This window comes from Paenibacillus sp. JSM ZJ436 (assembly GCF_044383795.1).
In the GTDB taxonomy this organism is placed as follows: domain Bacteria; phylum Bacillota; class Bacilli; order Paenibacillales; family Paenibacillaceae; genus Paenibacillus_AQ; species Paenibacillus_AQ algicola.
The window spans coordinates 77,314-98,314 of sequence record NZ_JBISEO010000007.1; the positions used below are offsets into that span (position 1 = coordinate 77,314).

General features: G+C 47.5%; 14 protein-coding genes and 1 pseudogene. 3 read left to right on the plus strand and 12 right to left on the minus strand.

The features are described from left to right. Nucleotides 1–87: 87 nt before the first annotated feature. The 3 genes from ACH6EH_RS11245 to ACH6EH_RS11255 form a co-directional block, all read right to left on the minus strand. Nucleotides 88–1,065, minus strand: a complete 978-nt coding sequence (locus ACH6EH_RS11245) for a tRNA dihydrouridine synthase (protein WP_397332388.1) — start codon at nt 1,063–1,065, stop codon at nt 88–90. 166 nt (nt 1,066–1,231) lie between these two features. Continuing rightward, complete coding sequence (locus tag ACH6EH_RS11250; protein ID WP_397332389.1) at nt 1,232–1,903, minus strand: TVP38/TMEM64 family protein; 672 nt, start codon at nt 1,901–1,903, stop codon at nt 1,232–1,234. Nucleotides 1,904–2,102: 199 nt separating this feature from the next. Next, a complete protein-coding gene (locus ACH6EH_RS11255; protein ID WP_397332390.1) occupies nt 2,103–3,131 on the minus strand; it encodes a class I mannose-6-phosphate isomerase in 1,029 nt (342 codons plus the stop codon). A 143-nt stretch (nt 3,132–3,274) separates the two neighbouring features. Here ACH6EH_RS11255 and ACH6EH_RS11260 point away from each other — a divergent pair, with 143 nt between their 5' ends. Beyond that, nucleotides 3,275–4,123: a helix-turn-helix domain-containing protein gene (locus ACH6EH_RS11260; protein WP_397332392.1), complete on the plus strand. Its 849-nt coding sequence runs from the start codon at nt 3,275–3,277 to the stop codon at nt 4,121–4,123. A 5-nt stretch (nt 4,124–4,128) separates the two neighbouring features. On the opposite strand, the gene ACH6EH_RS11265 is transcribed toward ACH6EH_RS11260, so the two are convergent. Together ACH6EH_RS11265 and ACH6EH_RS11270 are read right to left on the minus strand one after the other, a co-directional pair. Then, nucleotides 4,129–6,252: an ABC transporter ATP-binding protein gene (locus tag ACH6EH_RS11265; RefSeq protein WP_397332393.1), complete on the minus strand. Its 2,124-nt coding sequence runs from the start codon at nt 6,250–6,252 to the stop codon at nt 4,129–4,131. A 1-nt stretch (nt 6,253) separates the two neighbouring features. Continuing rightward, nucleotides 6,254–7,999 carry an ABC transporter ATP-binding protein gene (locus ACH6EH_RS11270; RefSeq protein ID WP_208204139.1) on the minus strand — a complete coding sequence of 582 codons (1,746 nt, stop codon included), beginning with the start codon at nt 7,997–7,999 and terminating at the stop codon, nt 6,254–6,256. 166 nt (nt 8,000–8,165) lie between these two features. Between ACH6EH_RS11270 and ACH6EH_RS11275 the strand changes: the two are divergent. Then, a pseudogene (locus ACH6EH_RS11275) lies at nt 8,166–8,402 on the plus strand (glycoside hydrolase family 130 protein); the annotation flags it as partial. 70 nt (nt 8,403–8,472) lie between these two features. Here the strand turns inward: ACH6EH_RS11275 and ACH6EH_RS11280 are convergent. The 3 genes from ACH6EH_RS11280 to ACH6EH_RS11290 all read right to left on the minus strand — a co-directional run bounded on the left by ACH6EH_RS11280 (nt 8,473) and on the right by ACH6EH_RS11290 (nt 15,239). Next, complete coding sequence (locus ACH6EH_RS11280; protein WP_397332394.1) at nt 8,473–11,805, minus strand: S-layer homology domain-containing protein; 3,333 nt, start codon at nt 11,803–11,805, stop codon at nt 8,473–8,475. Between the two features lie 295 nt (nt 11,806–12,100). Continuing rightward, on the minus strand, nt 12,101–14,293 hold the full coding sequence (locus tag ACH6EH_RS11285) for a family 78 glycoside hydrolase catalytic domain (RefSeq protein ID WP_397332395.1): 2,193 nt from the start codon (nt 14,291–14,293) through the stop codon (nt 12,101–12,103). Between the two features lie 37 nt (nt 14,294–14,330). Then, nucleotides 14,331–15,239: a helix-turn-helix domain-containing protein gene (locus tag ACH6EH_RS11290; RefSeq protein ID WP_397332396.1), complete on the minus strand. Its 909-nt coding sequence runs from the start codon at nt 15,237–15,239 to the stop codon at nt 14,331–14,333. 87 nt (nt 15,240–15,326) lie between these two features. Between ACH6EH_RS11290 and ACH6EH_RS11295 the strand changes: the two genes are divergently transcribed. Further along, nucleotides 15,327–16,604, plus strand: coding sequence for a TolB family protein (locus tag ACH6EH_RS11295; RefSeq protein WP_397332397.1), 1,278 nt, complete (start codon nt 15,327–15,329; stop codon nt 16,602–16,604). Between the two features lie 84 nt (nt 16,605–16,688). Here ACH6EH_RS11295 and ACH6EH_RS11300 read toward each other — a convergent pair whose 3' ends face one another. From ACH6EH_RS11300 to ACH6EH_RS11315, 4 genes are all read right to left on the minus strand, one after another. Continuing rightward, on the minus strand, nt 16,689–18,194 hold the full coding sequence (locus tag ACH6EH_RS11300) for a sulfatase family protein (protein ID WP_138224639.1): 1,506 nt from the start codon (nt 18,192–18,194) through the stop codon (nt 16,689–16,691). Nucleotides 18,195–18,324: 130 nt separating this feature from the next. Continuing rightward, nucleotides 18,325–19,152 carry an AraC family transcriptional regulator gene (locus ACH6EH_RS11305; RefSeq protein ID WP_138224638.1) on the minus strand — a complete coding sequence of 276 codons (828 nt, stop codon included), beginning with the start codon at nt 19,150–19,152 and terminating at the stop codon, nt 18,325–18,327. A 93-nt stretch (nt 19,153–19,245) separates the two neighbouring features. Next, nucleotides 19,246–20,055 carry a carbohydrate ABC transporter permease gene (locus ACH6EH_RS11310; protein ID WP_138224637.1) on the minus strand — a complete coding sequence of 270 codons (810 nt, stop codon included), beginning with the start codon at nt 20,053–20,055 and terminating at the stop codon, nt 19,246–19,248. A gap of 9 nt (nt 20,056–20,064) precedes the next feature. After that, nucleotides 20,065–20,949 carry a carbohydrate ABC transporter permease gene (locus ACH6EH_RS11315; protein WP_138224636.1) on the minus strand — a complete coding sequence of 295 codons (885 nt, stop codon included), beginning with the start codon at nt 20,947–20,949 and terminating at the stop codon, nt 20,065–20,067. Nucleotides 20,950–21,001 lie beyond the last annotated feature (52 nt).

The window sequence follows — 21,001 nt, forward strand, 5'->3', positions numbered from 1 at the left end:
TGGCATACGCAAAAAGCCGGATAATAACAGGAGCAGCCTCCTGTCTTATCCGGCTCTGTGCTTAATTCATGCTGCCATTTCTTATGTCTATTCCGTTCTGCTGTGCTCCACATTCCCGAAAGCATCCAGCAGGGAACGGACCTCACTTGTGGATCTGGCGTTCATTAATTGATTCCGCAGCTCGCCTGCGCCGCGGAAGCCGCGGACATAGATTTTGAAGAAGCGGGCCAGCGGCCGGAACGAGCGATGCTCCAGCGCGGAGTACTGGTCGTGAAGATCGAGGTGCAGCCGCAGCAAATTCAATAGCTCCTCACTGCTGTGCTCTCTAGGCTCCTTCTCGAAGGCAAACGGATTGTGAAAAATCCCCCGCCCGATCATAATGCCATCTACACCATATTGCTCGGCCAGCTTCAATCCGGCCTTACGATCCGCAATATCTCCATTGATCGTAAGCAGCGTATCCGGCGCGATCTCATCCCGAAGCTGCTTGATCTCCGGAATCAGCTCCCAGTGCGCCGGCACCTTGCTCATCTCGTCTCTGGTCCGCAAATGGATAGAGAGGTTGGCAATATCCTGCTTCAAAATATGAGTCAGCCAGCTCCGCCATTCCTCTACAGCATGAAAGCCAAGTCTTGTCTTCACGCTAACGGGCAAGCCCCCTGCCTTGGCAGCCTGGACGATGTCTCCGGCCAGATCCGGCCGGCAGATGAGGCCGCTGCCCTTGCCGTGCTCCGCCACATTCGGTACGGGGCAGCCCATATTAATGTCAACGCCTCGGAAGCCTTCCTCCGCCATCCCGATGCTCATCCGGCGAAAATACTCCGGCTTGTCTCCCCAAATATGAGCGACCATAGGCTGCTCATCCTCTGTAAACGTCAAGCGGCCGCGCACGCTTTGGTTCCCTTCCGGATGACAGTAGCTCTCTGTATTCGCAAACTCCGTAAAAAACACATCCGGTCTTGCCGCGGCACTCACAACGTGCCGGAACACGACATCCGTTACATCCTCCATCGGTGCCAGCACAAAGAATGGCCGCGGCAATTCCAGCCAGAAATGATTCTTCATCTTCAAAACCTCTCTATTTATACCAGGACAACGTGAATCCCGCAGTTTCCCAATATCATGTGATGTAATGCATCCTCTCCCATTATAGCGGGTTTGGGGCATGGATGAAACGGCAAGACCCGCAGGATCAGGATCAGGTAAGCCTGGAGTGGTCCGCACTCAGCACTTATGCTTCCCTGGGATTTTCTCTCTTGTCCTTTGCCGTATTCATCTTTCGTTTAATGAGCAGCGGTACCGCAATTGCAATCAGAAGCACGGCCGCAGCGGCCAGAATGAGCCCGGTCCTGCCCTCTGCCAGGCTCGCGCCGAGAAAATTGTAGGCAAAGGTTCCCGGTATAATCCCGACCAGCGTGCCGAGCACAAACGGCAGCAGCCTGACCTTCGAGGCTCCGGCCGCATAGCTGATCAGGTCAAAGGGAAATAACGGAATGAGCCGCAGCACCACAACATAGACAAATCCGCGCTCCTCCAGCTGCTGCTGCACCTTGCTCCATTGGCCCTTCCATTCCTTCTTCACAAGTCGTTTTCCCAGCATTCGTGCAGCCATAAAAGCGACCGCCGCTCCCATGACGGCACCTGCGATCGTATACACCGTTCCCCACAGCGGCCCGAAGGCCAACCCGCCAGCCACAGACAATAGGGAGGCCGGGAACAGAATCAGCGGCCGCAGTGTATATAGTGCGATATAAATGACCGGCGCCGCCCAGCCGAGCGAGAGCATCCAGGCCTGAATCGTACTCGGGCTGAGATCCAGCACATTCTGATGAAACCATAGCAAGCCGCCAACAATGACTGCTGCTCCAAGCGCCTTCCATATCCAAGGGGGTATTTTGTTCATCGCTCATCCTCCGCGGCTTTGTCACAATGACCGCCGCCGGAATCATGCCGGGCCTGCAGCCTTGTTTTTTTCACCTATCTTACCACAATGGACGGACTCCAGACCGTAAGGCAGAATACAGAAGGGGATTCATGATAAAAAAGCCGAGCAAACTCAGGCACTCCATCCTGAATTCACTCGGCTCATTCTCCGTGATTTCCTAGCTGATCAAGATGATCTCCGCGTGATCTCCCCGGAAATGAATCTCGGTAGCCTTGGCGGCCACAACAAAGCTCTCCCCTTTGCTCACCGTGAACCAGCTTCCCCCCGCACAAATCTCGGCTTCAGAGGTCACAACAATTCCCACCATCAGCCTGTTCTCCGTGGCCAATGTGGTTTCACCCTGTACCTTCAGCCGATCCACTCTGAAATCCCGGGTTATATCTGTATCGACCAGGTTCTCCACCTGACCGCGCGGCTTCGGGGTTAGCTTGAACTTGTCCTGCACCTCCTGCGGAGTATATTCTGTATAATCAAACACATCCAGGCAAAACTCCAGATCCCTTCCCATAAACCGGGCTTCCGGCGGTACAACCAGCCCTTCGCGCTCAAATTCACACCGCACGACCCAATCCGAAGGCTCCATCATTTCAATCATCGTAATTCCCTCGCCTATCGCGTGCGGAACGCCGCCCGGAATGTACCAGATTTGTCCGGGCTGAACCGGTATCCGCTCAAAGCAGTCATCCATCGCTTTTAAATCCTGCGTCTCGATGATCCGCTTCCACTCCATCCGCGCAGGCGAATGCTGAAACCCCAGCCGGATATAGGGCTCGACATCATCCCGGACATCCAGAATATAATAGCATTCCAGCTTGCCGTGATTTGAATTCAGGAAGGCACGCGAGAACTCCTTCGTAGGATGAGCCTGTGTATGCAGTCTCATCTGGGAATCAAGCAGCTTGCACAGAAACGGCATTTCCGCCGCCGCTCCTAAATAAAACTCCTTCTCTCGTTTAAACAGCTCTTTTACCGTGATGAGCTCCCCATCCACAAGCACCTGGGATAAGCCCTCGTTTTCCCGTGGCGCAAGACCCGGATTCTTGGCTGTCACCGTAGAGCAGATCCAATCCTCCGGAGTCTCCCCGTCGGCACAAGCCTCTTTTCCCTTGAATACGTCAAGCCCATAGCCTCCGCGGTAATTTCTTCGCACTCGGTTCTCATTCAGCTTCAAAATATATTGACTCATACGGCCTCCTGTATGCATGTAAGGTTTATGACATTGCTGCATGCTGAGAAAAATAGGTTAAAATACCAAGCCGAAGCTATTATAATGAATAACTGTAGCGTGGGTCTTGTATAAATCGTATAGAGACTAGGGGGGAAACCAGCTTGAGTAAACCATGGGAAATCATGAAGCAGCTGAATCAAATGAACTTTAACGTTCTCATTGCCGGCTTAGCCAAGCACGGACCATGCTGGCACAGCAAAGCGTACAAACATCGCTTTCATAGCATATGGATGGTCACCAGAGGCAGCGGAACCTTCATGCTGGACGGAAACTCATATACGGCGGAGCCTGGCAGGCTGTTCGTCGTGTCGCCCGGCATGGTCGTTGAGCGCATGTCTGAGCCAGCCATTGAGTTTTATTTCGTCCGATTTGAGTATGCCCTAGCTTGTGCCTCAAATGACCCCGGCAATTCAGATCACAGTCCACCCTCGCCCTTTCCGCTGAGCGGGGCGTATACGATCCTGACGCCTCTTTCCTTGGTGAACACGATGGAACAATTAGTGCAAAATATGAAGCGTCGAGGTGAGTTCACCTTGATGCATCGGCGCATTCTGTTCCTTGAGCTGCTTATGCAAATACTGACGGATTTAAGAACTCAACTGGTCACCGGGGATACCACGATGGCTATAGAAAAAACGATCAATTATATGGTCAATCACTACAACGAAAACATTACCTTAGAGCAGCTGTCTACGATGGCTAGTCTGAGCATTAGCCACTACTCTCGTTTATTCAAAAAATATACGAATTACAGCCCGATTCACTATTTAACGCATCTGCGTATGGACCGCGCGAAGGAGCTGTTGATTTTATCGGATTACAGACTGAAGGCCATTGCGCGCAGCGTAGGGTACGAGGACGAGCTATATTTCAGCCGCCTGTTCAAGAAGACCGAAGGCCTCTCTCCTTCCACCTACGCCAAAAACTATGAGACAACGCCTAAGCACTAACTTTGCTACTGTACATGGGGCATGGCATCCAAGCTGTGTTCTTTGTTCTGCAGATCATATAATTTACGATACACTCCCTTTTGCTGGAGTAGAGCATGATGCGTACCCACCTCTTTAATTTCACCCTTATGAAGCACAATAATCTTATCCGCATGACGGATCGTGGATAGACGATGCGCTACAATCAATGTCGTTTTGCCTTTGGACATTTCAAGCAGCCCGGCCTGCAGAGTTTGCTCGGTTTCTGTATCCACGTGAGCCGTAGCTTCATCGAGAATCAGGATGTCCGGATTGTTTACGTACACCCGGAGAAAGGACAATAGCTGCTGTTGTCCAGACGAAAGCTTGATCCCCCGCTCCCCCAGCATGGTTTCGTACTGCTGCGGCAGCTGCTGAATGAAGCTATCCATGTGCAGCGCCTTCGCGGCCAATGTAATTTCTTCATCGGAAATATCCGTGCGGTTGAGCCGTATATTCTCATATACGTTGCCTGTAAACACGAACGGATCCTGCTGAATAACTCCCACCGATTGTCTGAGCCCCGTCAATGCATAGCTGTTTAAAGCCTTCCCGTCCAAGCAAATGCTTCCCTTTTGTATATCATAGAAACGATTAATCAGCTGAATGATCGAGCTCTTCCCTGCCCCGGTTGAGCCTACAAAGGCCACCGTTTCTCCCGGCTTGACCTCAAAGCTGATATCTTTAAGCACCCAATCGTCAGCCTCATAGGCGAACCACACCTTGTCGAAGACTATGCTGCCCTGAAGCGGCTTGGTAACCTCCTTCGCGTGCGGCGAATCCATGATAGCCGGCTGTTCTTCCAGAAGCTCAAAGATACGCTCTGCTGATGTCAATGCCATCTGGATTTGGGTGTAGCGGTCTGAGAGCGCCATTAACGGCTGGAAGAATTGGCGAACATATGTTGTAAAAGCGTACACGACCCCAAACGTAACGGTAGCCGCCAACACAGAGCCACCCCCGTACCATACGATGAGAGCCAGGGCCAGATTGCCGAAGAGACCGATCAGCGGATTAAAAAGAGAGTTATTTACCGTTGCTTTCATGCCTGCTTGGTAATGCGCATCGTTGAGACCCACAAACTGCTCCAGCTGCTTCTTCTCCCGAGTAAATATTTGGACGATACTCATGCCGCTCAAGCTTTCAGCCAGGAACGAGTTAAGCTTGGAGAGCATGATGCGGGAGAGCCGCTGCGATTCCCGAATCACCTTTTTGAAATAAATCGTAATAACAATCAGCAGTGGAATCATCGCAAACGAAACGAGTGCCAGTGAGACGTTGAGATGAAGCATAATCGCAGCGATCCCGATCAACAACAGCAGCTCCTTGGCCAGATTGACAATAACCTGTGAGCACAATTGATTCACGGCTTCGACGTCATAAGCTACCCGGGTTACGAGCCGGCCTACAGGATTTCGATCATAGAACGAGGTCTGCAGCTTCGCCAAATGCTCAAACATGACAACACGCAGATCACGAATAATGTGTTGTCCCGTCGTTTGAAGCAATATGGATTGCCAGTATGTAAACACCCCTGCCAATACGACACTGATCAGAAAGAGCACACCGATCGTAATAAAACCGCTGACGTCCTGACTCCGGAACGCGCGAACCTGGCTGTCCGTCATAGGCTCCACAAGCTGAGTACGCCCTTCGGGTGCCGTGATTTCCATCCCGCTTGCGGCGGGAATAAACGTGAGCTCGTCTGTTCTCTCCACCCAACCGTTCAATACATAATATTGATCTTGATAGGCAACAATTTGAGCGCGCTGAACGCTCTCTCCCCCCACCGATTCAGTCAGGTCCTTGGCATTGACCCGATAATACATACGATCTTCATAAGGTATTGCATCCCCGGTTACAACAGGGGCAAGGTCTGCTGGCGCAATGGAGGAATCCGTAGCAATCATCGGTTTGAAAATACCGTGGATGCGCTCATCAATTGCATTTTTTACAAGCAGCGGCTGGGCTACGGTCAATGCAGCAATCAGCATGGCAAGCACAAAAGAACCCGCAATCCGCTTCCGATAGGGGATAGCAAACCGCATCATTTTTCTCCACAACAATGAATCCTTCACTTTCTTCAGCTGAGCTTCCTCATGAATGTCCATGCTATCCCTCCATTACGCGGTTCATAGTCTGCATATGATAAATCGAAGCATACATGCCGCCTTGTTTCATCAGCTCACGATGCGTCCCTTTTTCAACAATCCGTCCCTGATCCATGACAACAATCTGATCTGCATGTCGAATGGCAGACAGCCGATGACTTGTAATGATGGTCGTCCTGTTCTTCATCATTCTCTTGAGCTCTGCTAAAATTCTCTCTTCTGTTTCTGCATCGACCGCGGATAAGCTATCATCAAATATAAGGATGGACGGCTCTTTGATGAGTGCTCGAGCTATGCTCACTCTCTGACGCTGTCCTCCTGATAAAGACACGCCTCTTTCACCGAGCGAGGTATCAAATTGTCTGGGAAATTCAATGATGTTATCATGCACCTGAGCTATTTTGGCCGCTTCCGTAATCTGTTTGAAGGTATACTCCTTGGGGTCAAAGGCAATATTCTCACCGATCGTTGTGGAGAACAGCATATGCTCCTGAGGCACAAATCCGATCGACTGCCGCAGCTGCTTCAAAGGAATGCTCCTTATATCTATACCATCCATAAAAAGCGTTCCTTCTGGCGGATTGTAGAGCCGCAGCAGCAAGTGGACGAGCGTCGTTTTTCCGCTGCCTACCTTCCCGACAATCGCCAGGCTGCTGCCCGCCGGCACCGTGAGCTGAATATCCTCCAGCACCTCTCTGGACTGGTCAGGATAACGAAAGCTCAGTCCCTTAAACTCAATGTGCCCCTTAAGATCAGGGACTCGCTGCACCTCCTCAGCATCAACAACCGCCGCCGGGGTATTCAATATGCTGCGCAGCCGGATATCTGCTGCTCTTCCTCTCTGAAACACATTGATCACGCGCCCCAAATTCTCCACCGGAGGAATCAGCATCGTTAAATAGGTGTTAAATGCAACAAACTCACCCAGGGTGATACTGGACCGCATGACCAGCAGCCCTCCGAATACAACAGACAGTAAATAGCTAAAACCCACGATGGCTTGGCTTAAAGCGGTAAAGAAGGAGTTCGACTCTATAAGCTTCTGATTGGTTGCAACATTGAGCTCATTGTCCTGTTTAAACTTGTCAAGCTCCTGCTCTTCCTGCACATAAGCCTTGACGACTCGAATGCCTGCACAGAACTCCTGTACCCGGCTGGTAAGCTGGCCAATAGCCTCCTGCACACGGGTCGTTCTCACCTCAATTTGTGTACGGAAACGATAAGCCATATACGCCAGTACCGGCAATGGCAGCATAACCAAGGCGGTAAGTCCGGCATGAACCGTGCTCGCCATGGCCGCAATAGCTATAACGATCAATACAGCCGCCTCAACCAATGCGAATACGCCCATCATGCCTACTTCCCGCAAAATGTTAATGTCATTCACGGCATGGGACATCAAGTCCCCGATACGCTGCCTGGAAAAGTATTCGTTGGACAAGCCTTCCCATTTCACGAACAGCCTCTGTCTCACATTCTTTTCGATTAATCGGGCTAGCCGCAGCAGAGCAATCCGGGCTGTAGCTCGAAACACAGCCAATAGAATGCCGATCCCTGCGATCAACCAAGCTAATGAGATAATTTCCTCTGCAGTGATGGACATTCCCTGCAATTGGTCTGTAAATGTCTCAAGCACCTGAGGAATATACAATTGAAGAAGGCAGGATATGGACAATAACGCTGTCCCTATCATATAGCTGAACTTATACTGCAGCATGTGCTCCTTAAATAATGTGTTTGACTTCACTCATGATCCCTCCCCTTCTTCATCACAATGTAAAGTTTACGCCTCTTGAAGAGATCACAACATGGAGATAAACATCTAGTTTTATGGATATTCTTACTTTGTGGGATGGGGTGGTTGACGAAACACTCATAAACGCAGATTTTAATTCGGGGGAATATATTGCTGGGTCACTCACCTCCCGGCAGGCCATCTGCTTGCACCGGAAGGGGAAGAGCGGATTGGCGATGTATCCAATGTGTTGTTCTGTAATGGCGTCGTGGCGCACCCGAATGGTGAGGTATACATTTATTATGCTTCCTCTGATACCCGCTGCCATGTCGCATCCACCACCATTGAACGTTTGCTGGACTACGTCGATTCCTTCCAGGATCCGCCCCCAATAAGCCAAACCTGCTCCCATTAAAATAAGACCGTGCATAAGGCATGCACGGTCTATAGAAATACGGCGATGGAGCTTCATCCACATCTCTAATCTAAATGAGTCCCGATTCTTGCAAGAGCCTTTGCACGATCGCTGCAGCTTCTGCCCGGGTGATCGCATCCTTCGGTGCAAGCTTTTGACCGCTCTTGCCGTGAATGATACCTGCTTGCAGGGCATTGGCCGCTTGGCTCTTAGCCCAATCCGCAATCTGTGCTCCATCCGCAAAGTGAGCCAGAATCTCCTTCACATGCTGCTGCTCTACATTCTCGTACAAGCCTGTAAGCGTCATGGCTCGCGACAGCATAACCATCGCTTGCTCCCGAGTGACCTTATCCGTTGGATGGAACAAGCCGTCCTGGAAGCCGCTAATGAGCCCGTATTGAAATGCAGCTTCAACTGCGCCTGCATACCAAGCAGAGGCTTCTACATCCGCAAAGGCTGTAGATCCCTCTTCAGCCTTCAATCCCAAAGCCTGAACCATGATAGCAGCAAGCTCTGCACGTGTGATCTCCTGGTTCGGGCTAAACACACCTTTTCCCGTCCCGTTCACAATCATTCTGGAGCCCATATCATGGACAGCGTCTTTGGACCAATGCTCCGCAGTATCACTAAATTCCACGGGGTGCCAAATCACCGCGTAAGTGCTGTTCGTCAAGCTGTTCATAACGACCGAATACCCTCCGTTAGCTTCCACTACTTTCGTAGGCACATGCCGGATGCTTCCATCGACATCTATAACAATGCCGGTTGTAATTTGGGAAGGATCTACCCCCGCCGGCAGCTTCAAGGAACGCTCAACATAAGTGTCGAAGCTCTGAATATCCACGATTTTTTCTTGATAAGAGGCCTGAATGGAAAAATCCACGGGCGGAACAGCAATGCTGAATCCCCCATCCGCCGCAGCCTGTTGAACAGCCTGCTTCATATCTTCATGGGCATCCGCCATTGAAATCTGAATTTTGATATCTGAGAGCTTAACCTCCTGGCCAATCTGGTTAGAAATGGCATCCATATTGATTTGCCCTGCAGGTATCGTGTAAGCCGCTTTGTCCGTTTGAATCTGGATTATCGCCTGCTTCTGTTCCATATTTTTCACCATCTGCCCATTCAACTCACCAATGACAAGGCTCGCTTTGCCTGGAACCGGAATGGTCACAATGGCATGATCTCCTTCAGCGGCCAGCTTTTCATTCAGCTTCTCCGGATCTACCACAACCGTCGCGACAGATCGGTTACCTGCGGTTGACTGAATGAGGGTTCCCGCTTTTTCAACCTTTCCGTTTACCAGAACCTCCACCGCTTGAGACCCAGGCTGACTCGGGACTGAAGTCGAAGGCGGTGTTTCTACTGGAGGCAGTGTAGCTGGTGGATTAGGCGCTGGAGGCGCCGGCTGTGGATGTACAACTTGTTTGACGTTCAATGTCACGCTCGACAGGTGATCCGACGTCAACGTAATTGTTGCCATGTAGGTTCCTGCCGCCAAGCCGTCCTTTGCCTTAACTGTGAAGCTTCCCTCTTCCCCAGGTTGCAGCACTTGCTCGACCGGAGTCAGCTCAAAATCATCCACATCCCCTGCGGTCAATGCCACCTTCAGGTTCTCCAGAGCTTCGGTTCCCGTGTTCCGTACAACTGCCGACTTCGTCTCCTGAGTTCCTGATGCATAGCCTGCCGTTACAGACTTTGCGGTCAGGTCCGCAAGTTCTCCAATGCGGTAGACCGGTTCAGCAAGAACACCTGCCGACATGTTGCCAGAGAATAGTTCATGGCCCGCGGTATCCCTATACGTGATCGTAATGGCTGCAGCACGGGTTTCAGTTAAACCTTTAATGTCAAAAGCACTGCCTGTATTGTTACTTACAGTCACTGCAGAAGGGTCCTCAGCGACAGCGGTTAAGATTCCGCCAGGATATACATTAGAGTAATCTATCGTTACGGAATCTCCTTTGTTTATCAACACATCACCTAATGGTGCAACAGCAGGGATGTGACTTCCAAAAAACGCCCGTATAATGTTATCTTTTTCAACGTCTGTATTCATCGGGATAATATCCTCGTAGACATACGGCTGGTTGTCAATAAGGCGCCGGGCTATAACCTTATACTGGATATCATTGAGCGGATGTTCCTCTGTAACTAACTCGAACATGCTGAGTGAAAGCTGCAATGATGCCGCTACGATTCTATGGTCATCACTTTCGATCGGGAGGAATAATATCATCATTAAAGGCAGCGTTTCTTCAAAATCACTTCGGATCTCATCCACACTTTCATAATTGGTGTATTCCTTGAGTGACACCAAATTGTCTGCTATGAGATTTTTACTGGTATCCGACAGGTTGTTGTACGTCCATCCCTTCATGAGAAAACCATACACTTCTCTTATCGACTCATCTAGGAATTGTGCGATGTCAGTATCTAATGCATTTCCTGTCGCAGGATGCTCCAGCACTGCCCGCATTGCTGAATAGGTTGCTGCTTTGTTGGCTTCGGCTACAGGGTCATAGACCGGTACCTTGTGCGGTTCATAAGCTGCGATGTTGCCTTGCTCATCAATGGTTTTCACGATTTTCGATTTATATTCGTTGTCCCATCGTGTCACATATAGAATATTATTGCTGTCTATGGCCACACTTTGTTCGATCGATGGAATATTTCTCTCCGGGAAAGCGGTCTCCAAGAATCCATTATTTCTCACTTTCCATAGAGCTGGTGGACCGTACCTATTGGTAATATAAACTTGTCCTTGCTTGTCGACCGTCATGGCTGAATCCTTAAAATCATGATAATGCTCGCTTGAAATTAACGGTTTATAGGCTATGTCCGCATCTGTTATGGTGTATAAGTTATAATCATTCTGATCACCTGTAGCAATAACATATACATTCCCGTCTACCCCTGTACTCATGGCTCTAACCCCGTTTACAGGGATCTCGGGCACCGGTTGAGGCTGGGGATCACTCGCCCTGGTGTCTATGCTATGAACAGTATTGTTGTTTATGTAGTAAAAAACCCCATTACCTGTAACCCCTGTGAACTTCGGAGGAATATCCGTAGCGATATGAGTTTCATGCTGATCGGTATCGATTTTCAGCAAATCCCCATTGGTTACTTTAACAATATATATATTCCCTGCACCATCTACTGTAAAAGCGGCTACATCTGCATAAACATCCGTCACAACACTCGTAGTCCGATCCACTTTTTTCAGAAATCCTGTCTGCCCATTGTGAGTGCGGACATAGACATGATCATCTCGATCCACCTCCACTTCTACGGCATTCAGAAACGGATTGTCCATAGAATCTGCTTCACTAACCGAAGACGGAAACATACTGAACACCATCAAGCTGATCAGCATCCAAACCAACCATTTTCGTTGTTTCATCCTTTGTTCTCCTCCCTAGAGTTAAATATGACGGCTTCACCCATCACAATATGGATCTCATTCTAGCAAAGAGTTCTTACTTTTTTCTTACATGGGATGCCATGCTTCGACATAAATACGACCGTGAAAAGACATCAAGGCGAGGGCTGATGAGTGTTTGACCTTGTATAGTAAAAAAGCAGGGGCTCACCGCCCCTGCTTTCAATTTCCGCCTTTGGTTTTGAGAAATTTACGAGCGCGAGTTGAAACGCAACCAATGTTCACCACCACCCATTGGATCGTTTAGAGGTGCCATCTATCCGTAAATATACTTATTCGCTCCGTTATCTACAATAAGCTGGATATTTTTTTCTTTATAATGTACCTCTATTCGACCTGCTAGCGTCTCGATTTCTAGCTGAAAAGCTTCAAGCGCTTGAGGAATACTTGGGTTGAATCCGATCTTCGTCCAGCCCGGTTCTGCCGATGACAGACCAATAAAATCTTCTATTAGAATTAATATTGGAGCACTAGCCCATGGATGACACAAACTTGTATTCCACTTATGCTCTTTGGACCAGCTCTCAAAGCAGGTAGTGGCACCTTCCTTGATCATTGTCGCCCAGGAATTTTCATCCGTGGATGTAATCAAATCGTATGCAAGCTCATGTTCACCTGCATATGTAAGAGCTTTCAGGACAAAATATGCCATATATACACCGCAAGACAGACGCTTTTTCCGAATAAATTCGATTACAGGTTGTTTCTTCCCAGAAGGTACTAATCCGAATAACAGTGCTAATGCATTAGAATGTAAAGAGGAATGAGTGGAGCCTTCTGCATCGACGAACAAGCCGGTTTCCTCATTATAGAAGGTCTTAATATAGGCATGATACAAGCTTGTCAGCTTCTGCTCATCTGAACATTCACCGAGGATGCTGCTAATCTCCGCCACCGTTTCATGGGCTCCATAATAAAAGGCATTTAAAACATTGTGACAGCCAGCGCCAACCGGCTTTCTTAGATCAAAATCGTATCCGTCTCTAAGCCCCTCCGGCCAGTCTACCAGGTTCCATTTATCCGTCACCCGCTCCAGGAGTCCGTCACATCTTTCATAGGCAGCGAAATGCTCTAATATCCCTAAAGCATGCGGATACATCTCACGTAGAAATTGAATATCGCCGCTCATTTTGTAATATTTCAACAGCTGCACTGGCCATTGCAGAGAAAAATCGGCAATTTCTTGCATGTAATGTCCGGGTGCAACAGCCATAAGTCCTGGGCAAACCTTGGAGGAGAGGATGACATAATCCAGTAACGCTTTACGGAATAATCTAAGATCGCCGCTTAAGTAGGCTTGGGATGGAGCTATTATTGTATTGTCTCCCAAGTACTGTCCCTTCTCGCGCGACGGACAATCCACATACCCCTCTTGAGAGCCATATTTCACCCCATTCCGACAGATTGACCAAATATTGTTTAACAAAGAGTCAGAGGATTCGAAGATACATGCGTCCTCCTTCATCGGGTAATGCCTCACGATTGCTGCTATACTCGTCAAATCAACGTGAATCCCCGGTTCATAAGACAATAGCTCTACATAACGGAACGCTTTGTAATCAAAAAACTCAAACTCGTCAACGCCACCCGACAAGGTGCATACCTCTTGATAAGTACAATTACATCTCATCTCATAACGAACAGCGCCATCGTCCTGAAGCTCTTCACCATATCGAACCTCAATTTTGTTTCCAGCCTGTCCGCTAGCAGTGAACTTCACTTGTCCCGTCACTTCTTCGCCAAAATCTATGCGGTAATGCCCCGGCGCCGCTTGTATTATTTGAACAGGAGACTTCTCATATACCGATACAGGAGGGGTAGGCTGCAGATACAGCACATGATCGGTGGATTGGACAACAGCCTCTTCCCATGAAGAGTCGTCAAATCCGTTGGCTTTCCATTCCGGCTGCTTGAGCCGCAGGTCAAGGGGCTCTCCAAATTGTGTATCATACCCTATGATTTCACCGTGACCGTATTCTTCCGTATTCCAGCATCTCCAGGTTGAATCCGTATGCACGAATACCTCATCATCGATTCGAAGCTCAGCAATCATACCTTGCCGATTGTCACCACTGTTATACGCTCTGCAGATTAATCCGTGATAATAGACGTGAACAGCAATTACATTGGGCCCAGGACGAAGAAGCTCCGTCACATCGTAACGATTATAATAGTAATGATCAAATGTAGACTGGGCTGGTCCTTGACCTGCCAGATGCCCATTGATATATAGCTTGTAGTAATCATCAGCTGTAATATCCAGTACAGCGCGCTTCATGCTTTTATCCAGCTCGAACGATTTCCTAATTAACCAGTGACGATTGGCTAGATCCACTCTGTGCTCTATAGCAACAGGCTTGCTCTGTTCTTTATGAAAGAGATTGTCAGGAGGGGACACCCCTTCAAACGCCTTATCCATTAACCAGCTTGCTGACCATACTTTATCCATGTTATCGCTCCTTTGGCATGATCCTTATATGCTCGAATCAAAAATGAATGTCCTTGCGTATGCCCTGAATTTCCTTCCGCTTCCACTGTCCAGGACTAATTCCTTCTACCTGCTTAAACACGCGATTAAAATGATGTATGTTTTTAAAGCCTACCTCCGGTGCAATTTCTTTAAGCGTCAGTTCCGAATAGGTCAGTAATTCCTTGGCCTTCCCGATTCGGAGCTCTTTGATATACATGGAGATCGATTGCCCGCATACTCGCTTGAACATTTGTCCCATGTAATTTTTATGAAACCCGATGCGTTTCGCCATATCCGCCACTCGCAGCTCGCCCGAATAGTGATGCTGAATATATTCCTTTGTCCGTTCAACGATTGCCTGTCCATCTTCCGTCCCAGACAATACCTCCATACCTAATAAGCGGCTATGACTGAAGGTCTGTGCCTCTGTTGATTTTCTATGGAGCATGTACACGATTTTCAACAAATTCAAGCTGGCCATCTCGCGAAAAAAAGGCTGTTGATGCGTTCCCTCATATTTGATCTGCTCCAGCAAAACCACCATTTCCTTGGGCACCGTCGCATGCAGTCCAATAATTTGCTTCATCAGTTGGTTTAACCTGGTGCTGTGAATGCGGAATTTGACATCAAGTGTTTTGACAACTGATTGGTTATCATGAATAAAGCCATGTTCTACTCCAGGAGAAATAACGGCGCAATACCCACGATTCAACGGATATGGCTCCCCTCCATATGAGAAATTAATGTCTCCATTAATCAAATAAATGATTTGATAATAGTCATGAGCGTGCACAGCCAGTTGTATACCTTTTTCGTAGTCATATCGCGATACCCAGATCAACTCTATCTCCAATTTGTGCATAGGCACCCCCCCCCGTTCCACCAGCACAAAACCTTCCTTCAGATAAATAATGCCTTCATCCAAGCAAAGACTTCTCCCTATGCAGCCTTTACAATAGTAGCAGGACAACTTAACTTGATCCGCCTATAACACTGACAGGAGTGAGCTCTAGTGAACATAAGCAAGGATTTCCCCACCTATACTGACTTTAATCCACTTGTTCCGGTAAGATGTATAACCCCTCACACAGATGGCTGCTTTCATCGTTTTTTCGACACCTCGCCGATCAGCCCTTCCGGACGTTATGCCGCGTTGCTTCAGCTGCCGCAAGAGCAGCGACTGCCAGAGCCTGGTGAAGCGGCTCATATTGTGCTCGTTGATTTGCATACAGCGGAGGAGCGAATCGTCTCTCCAACCTACGGCTGGGAGACACAGCTGGGCGCTAACATCAACTGGGGACCTGACGACGAATTTATTTATTACAACGATGTTGATCCAGAGACGTGGCAAGAGCTGTGTGTACGTCTGAACCCGCATACCGGGGACAAAAAAATAATGAAGGGAAGTATCTACAAAATTTCACCGGACGGCAAAACGATTATATCCGCATGCACCAAGAGAATGCGACGCACGCAGTATGGTTACGGCATCGTTGTTCCTGACGAGCATGTGCCGCGTAACTATGGCTTCCGGGATGATGACGGTTTATATACTTTGGATACAGAAACCGGCGAGAGAAAGCTGTTAGTCTCCATTCAGGATGTATTCGACCGCGCCGAGCCTACTATCGATAAGGAAATGTACAAGCATGGCGAATGTTATGGCTTCCATTGCAAATTCAACCCGCAAGGCGATCGTATTTTATTCACCATGAGATGGTTTCATACAGATGAACAGCAGCCATGGAACAAAATCGCAGAGGGTCTCCGGTTTTGGGTTGTCACCATGAATACAGACGGCAGAGACATTCGTGTCGCGGTTGGGCCGGAGCAATGGAAGAAGGGCGGTCATCATATTAACTGGTTCCCTGACGGACAGAGACTCTCTATGAATCTATGTCTGGATGACGACAAGCAATTGTCATTGGTCCAAGTTGATGCGAATGGCTCCAATATGAAGAAGATCATCGACAACATTCCCGGCTCAGGTCACCCCACCGTCCATCCGAATGGATTGCATATGGTGACGGACTCCTATGAGCAAGAGAAAGTAGCCTTCGGCGATGGAACGGTGCCTCTGCGCTTTATTAATCTGCAGTCGGGTAGGGGAGCAACAATCGTTCGAATCCCTATCGCCAATCCGGGAACGAAGGTGACGAATGCGCTTCGCGTAGATCCTCACCCTGCTTGGACTCCAGATTTTAAGCATCTTGTATTCAATGGCTTTGTAGGAGGCACCCGCCGGGTGTTCATTGCTGACATGTCCGGCTTGGTGGGAACAGACTTCTAATATGCCGGATCATCTGTATCTATATCATCAAGTGCAAGAAAGCAGCAGATTTGCAGTCTGCTGCCTTCTTGTCATTGATAATGATTAAAATCCTACCTTAAATTTCATCTTCGCGGTTGGTTTGGGGTTATTCCGCTCATACCCAGGTATGTTCGGGATGCTGGATTGCGTATCTTGAAAGAGCAGCATCTCATCGGGATCCTCAGGGATGCTTTGCTTCGGATAGCGAATCCAGTCATCCCCGTCAATCGGTGCTGTATAACCCTCATCTTTGAAGAAGGCGATGAGATCCTTCTTCATTTGTTCAGTCTGCTCTAGATACATTGGATTCCCCGCTCGATTCCTTGTCTCATCAGGGTCAACCTTAAGATCGAAGAGCCATTCCTTATCGTCAGGCGCGGAGTAAATATATTTGAAGCGATCACTGACCGCCATGTACATACCATAGTCATTACGATGATATTGAGCGGCAATCCATTCTCTTTTCACGGTGCCATTAGCGATATCAAGAAGGCTTTCACCGCTAAGCGGAGTCTCAGATTTTGTTCCTGCGGCTTGTAAGAAGGTTGGCATAATATCAACGAGAGAGACTGGCTTCTCACAACGCTGGCCCCTTGGTCCGTTGGGATCGACAACAATCAAAGGCACACGAGCACCGGAATCTAAGAAATTCCGTTTCCCCACACAGTTATAATCGCCTAGCATCTCTCCGTGGTCGGAAGAGAACACGATTAATGTATTCTCCAATAGTCCGTTTTCCTCCATATAGCTGAGCAGTCTTCCTATTTGATAATCAATGAAGGAGATGGTGCAATAGTAAGCTGCTTTCATCACACGCATCAAGTTGTCGTCAATCCCTTGATCGCGACCCTTATATCGATTCTGGAATCGATTCCAATACGAAATCAGTTTTTCACTTTCTTGCGGCCTTTTGGGGAGCGGCATTTCCGGTCCTCGGTACAGCTTGTTCCAAGGGGTCGGGGTCTCAAATGGTGGATGAGGCTTAATATAGCTCGTCATGAGCATAAATGGTCGTTCTTGATCACGCTGCTTCAGGAAATCAATGCTTCGGTCCGTTACCCAGGTCGTATTATGCAGCCGTTCGGGAAGCTGAGAAGGCTGCGGAATATAGTAATATTCACTGCGCACGCCCTGCGGGTCGTGAACATGCTCGTAACCATTTTCCTCTAGGAAGATTTTAAAATCATCCCGCGGTCCGCCTTCCTCGCTGACATCTCTCGATTCAAATCCCCATAATGTAGATGTCGGTTTATCTCTGAAATTAAAGTGCATCTTTCCTACGCCGTGCGTTTGATACCCCTGGTCAGCGAGCAGCTCCATAAAGCTGCGATGCCCCTCGGGCATACGTTCATTGATAACGCAGTCGGTTCGGTGAGGAAGCTGGCCGGTATGAAGCGAGAAACGTGCCGGAACACAGACTGGACATGGGCTGTATGCCCTTGTGAACGAAATTCCGCTTTCAACGAGTCGATCCAACACGGGGGTCTTAATCATTGGGTTGCCGAGCGCAGCAATCGTATCGTGCCGTTGTTGGTCTGTAAATAGAAACAATATGTTCTTCTGAGTCATAGATCATACTCCTTCCGCAGTTGCTTGTTACCTATTATACGGCGTAGGTTGGAAAAGAGCTTTGGACAAACTGCATTGCTTTTTGTCCTTTCTGAGTCTTTAATCGGCTGCGAGGTTTCGCATTATCGCTTTATTTAACGGAGAGGGCTTGACGTCTAGTCATTGTAGGCGAAATTCCCATTTTTTTCTTATAGATTCTTGAGAAGTAATGAATATTTTTATATCCGACAGCATCTGCGATCTCCTGAATACTCATAGAAGTGGATAGCAGCAATTCAACCGCTTGACTGATTCGAAAATTCATCAAGTACTGATGAAGGGAAACGCCTGTAGACGTTATCACTAATTTATTGACATGGGCCGGATGAAAGTGAAATTGTTTAGCAATGGCCTCGTTAGTTAAAGGCTCGCGATAATTCTCCTCAATGAACTTGAGAATCATCTCGGTCATCTGCCACGACACGTCTCCCTCCCCGTCTGACATAATAGATTGGCGCGCAAGCAGCAGAAGTAGAGTTTTGCATAACGCACCGGCAGACTCTTCCCAGTATATTCGCTGCCCCATATATTCTTTAACAATATCCCTTAACAGGGCTTCGATACGAGCTTGGGCATGGACTATTGTCACCGGAGGGAAACCAGAAAAATCCGTAAATCGAACAGGTTGTAAGGTATGGCTCATATGAAATTGTATCCCTAAAATAATCAGAGGTTGATTGGGGTCCGAAGAGATTTGATGCTTCGTGCCTGGTCCCCAAAAACAAAGCATGCCCTTCCTCATTTTATATTCTTTATCATCAATGGAGATGGTACCGAACCCGTCTTGAATATATTGAATCTGGTAATGGGGAATGACCCTCTCACCCGTTGTGAATCCAGGGGTCAATACATTACGGGCACTGCGAAGGATGACCGGAGCTATGTCCGCTACCGAGACCAATACATCATTGCAGCTCATGAATCTCACCACTTTCTGGCTTTTGATTAACTATAAAAAACAAACACCCCGTAATCAGGGCGTTTGTACAATCTAATTAAATTCTTACTCCATCTAGCCTTTTACCGCACCTGCAGCGACACCTTTTGTAACATGTTCTTGCATTATAATGTAGAGAATTATTGTAGGCAAAGTAGCTATGACTAATGCAGCCGTGAGACTTGCGTAATCAATGCTGTATTCCTCATTAAAGGATAATAATCCAATGGGAAGTGTTTTCATCGCTTCGTCAGAAATGAACACCAACGCATATACAAATTCATTCCACACGTGTAATGCAGTAAATATCGCAACCGTTGCTAATATGGGTTTGGATAAGGGAGTATAGATTTTGAAAAACACAGAATATATGTTACAGCCGTCCATATAAGCGGCTTCATCTAATTCTTTGGGCAGTTGCAAATAAAATCCATATAATAAGAACACTGCGACCGGAAGCGAGAATGACACATAAGGAAAAAATAATGCCCCGTAAGTATTCAACAAATGCATTTTGTTTAGCATCACAAACAGGGAAATCAAAGTACTGTGAATGGGAATCATCATACCAAGTAAAAATAAAGAGAGAACAATCTTACTGCCCTTAAATGGTCTGCGCGCAAGAATAAATGCGATTAATGAAGCAGCTAGAAGCGTGGCAATAACAGTAATAATCGTAATCCACACACTGTTCAACAAATAATTCTGAATGCCATTTTCCCATGCATTCACATAATTGGATAGCTGAAGATTTTCAGGAAATCCCCATGGGTTTGCATGAAATTCAGAATTAGTTTTCATAGAAGATATTATCATCCATACTAAAGGATAGCCAGTAATCAATGTATACACGAATAAAAAAAACAGCTTAATTACTTTCGACATATTATCCCCCTAGTACTCTACTGCTTCGCGTCTAAATAATTTGTTAAGCACTATTGCAAGCAGTACGCCTAATAAAAACAAAAATATTGAAATCGTGCTGGCATAGCCGAAATCATAAAACCTAAACGCTTGTTTGAACATATATGAGGCAATGACCTCGCTGGATCCATTGGGACCGCCATTTGTCATGATATAAATCAAATCAAAATATTTTAATGAATTAACAATACAATAAATAATGGTGAAGTTAATAACATGCCAGATTAACGGAATCTTGATTTGGAACAGCAACCTGTATTCAGAAGCTCCATCCATTTTGGCCGCCTCCAGCACGTCATCTGGAACATTCTGAAGTGCAGCATAATATACGACCATATAAAACCCTATATATTGCCAACTAACAACCGCAATGATTGAATTTAACGCAGACTCAGTCTCGCCAAGCCATACACGTGTCCAATCATCTAAACCTACAGCGCTAAGCACTTGATTAAGCAGGCCGACATTAGGATCATAAATCAATCCCCATAGCACACCTACAACTGAAGTCGAGAGAACGACAGGCAAGAAAAAGACTGTTTTAAAAAAACGAATGCCTCTTTTAATCTGTCTGCTTAACAATACTGCTAATAGCAGCCCTACAGGCAGTTGAATAACTAGAGCCCAGAAAGTCAGTAAGCCTGAATTCATGAGCGTCTTATATATAACTGCATCTTTCGTTAAATTAAAATAATTATCAAAACCTATAAATTCCTTATCGGAAACGCCGTCCCATTGGAAGATACTATAATAGAAGCTGTAAATAATAGGTATGATCATGAAGATAAGATAAATCAGCATAGCCGGAGACATAAATACAATACGATTGATCCATCCTTTTACTCCTTTTTCCATGAAACCTTCTCCTTATGAGTAAATAGGGAGTCACCCTGCGGTGACCCCTACT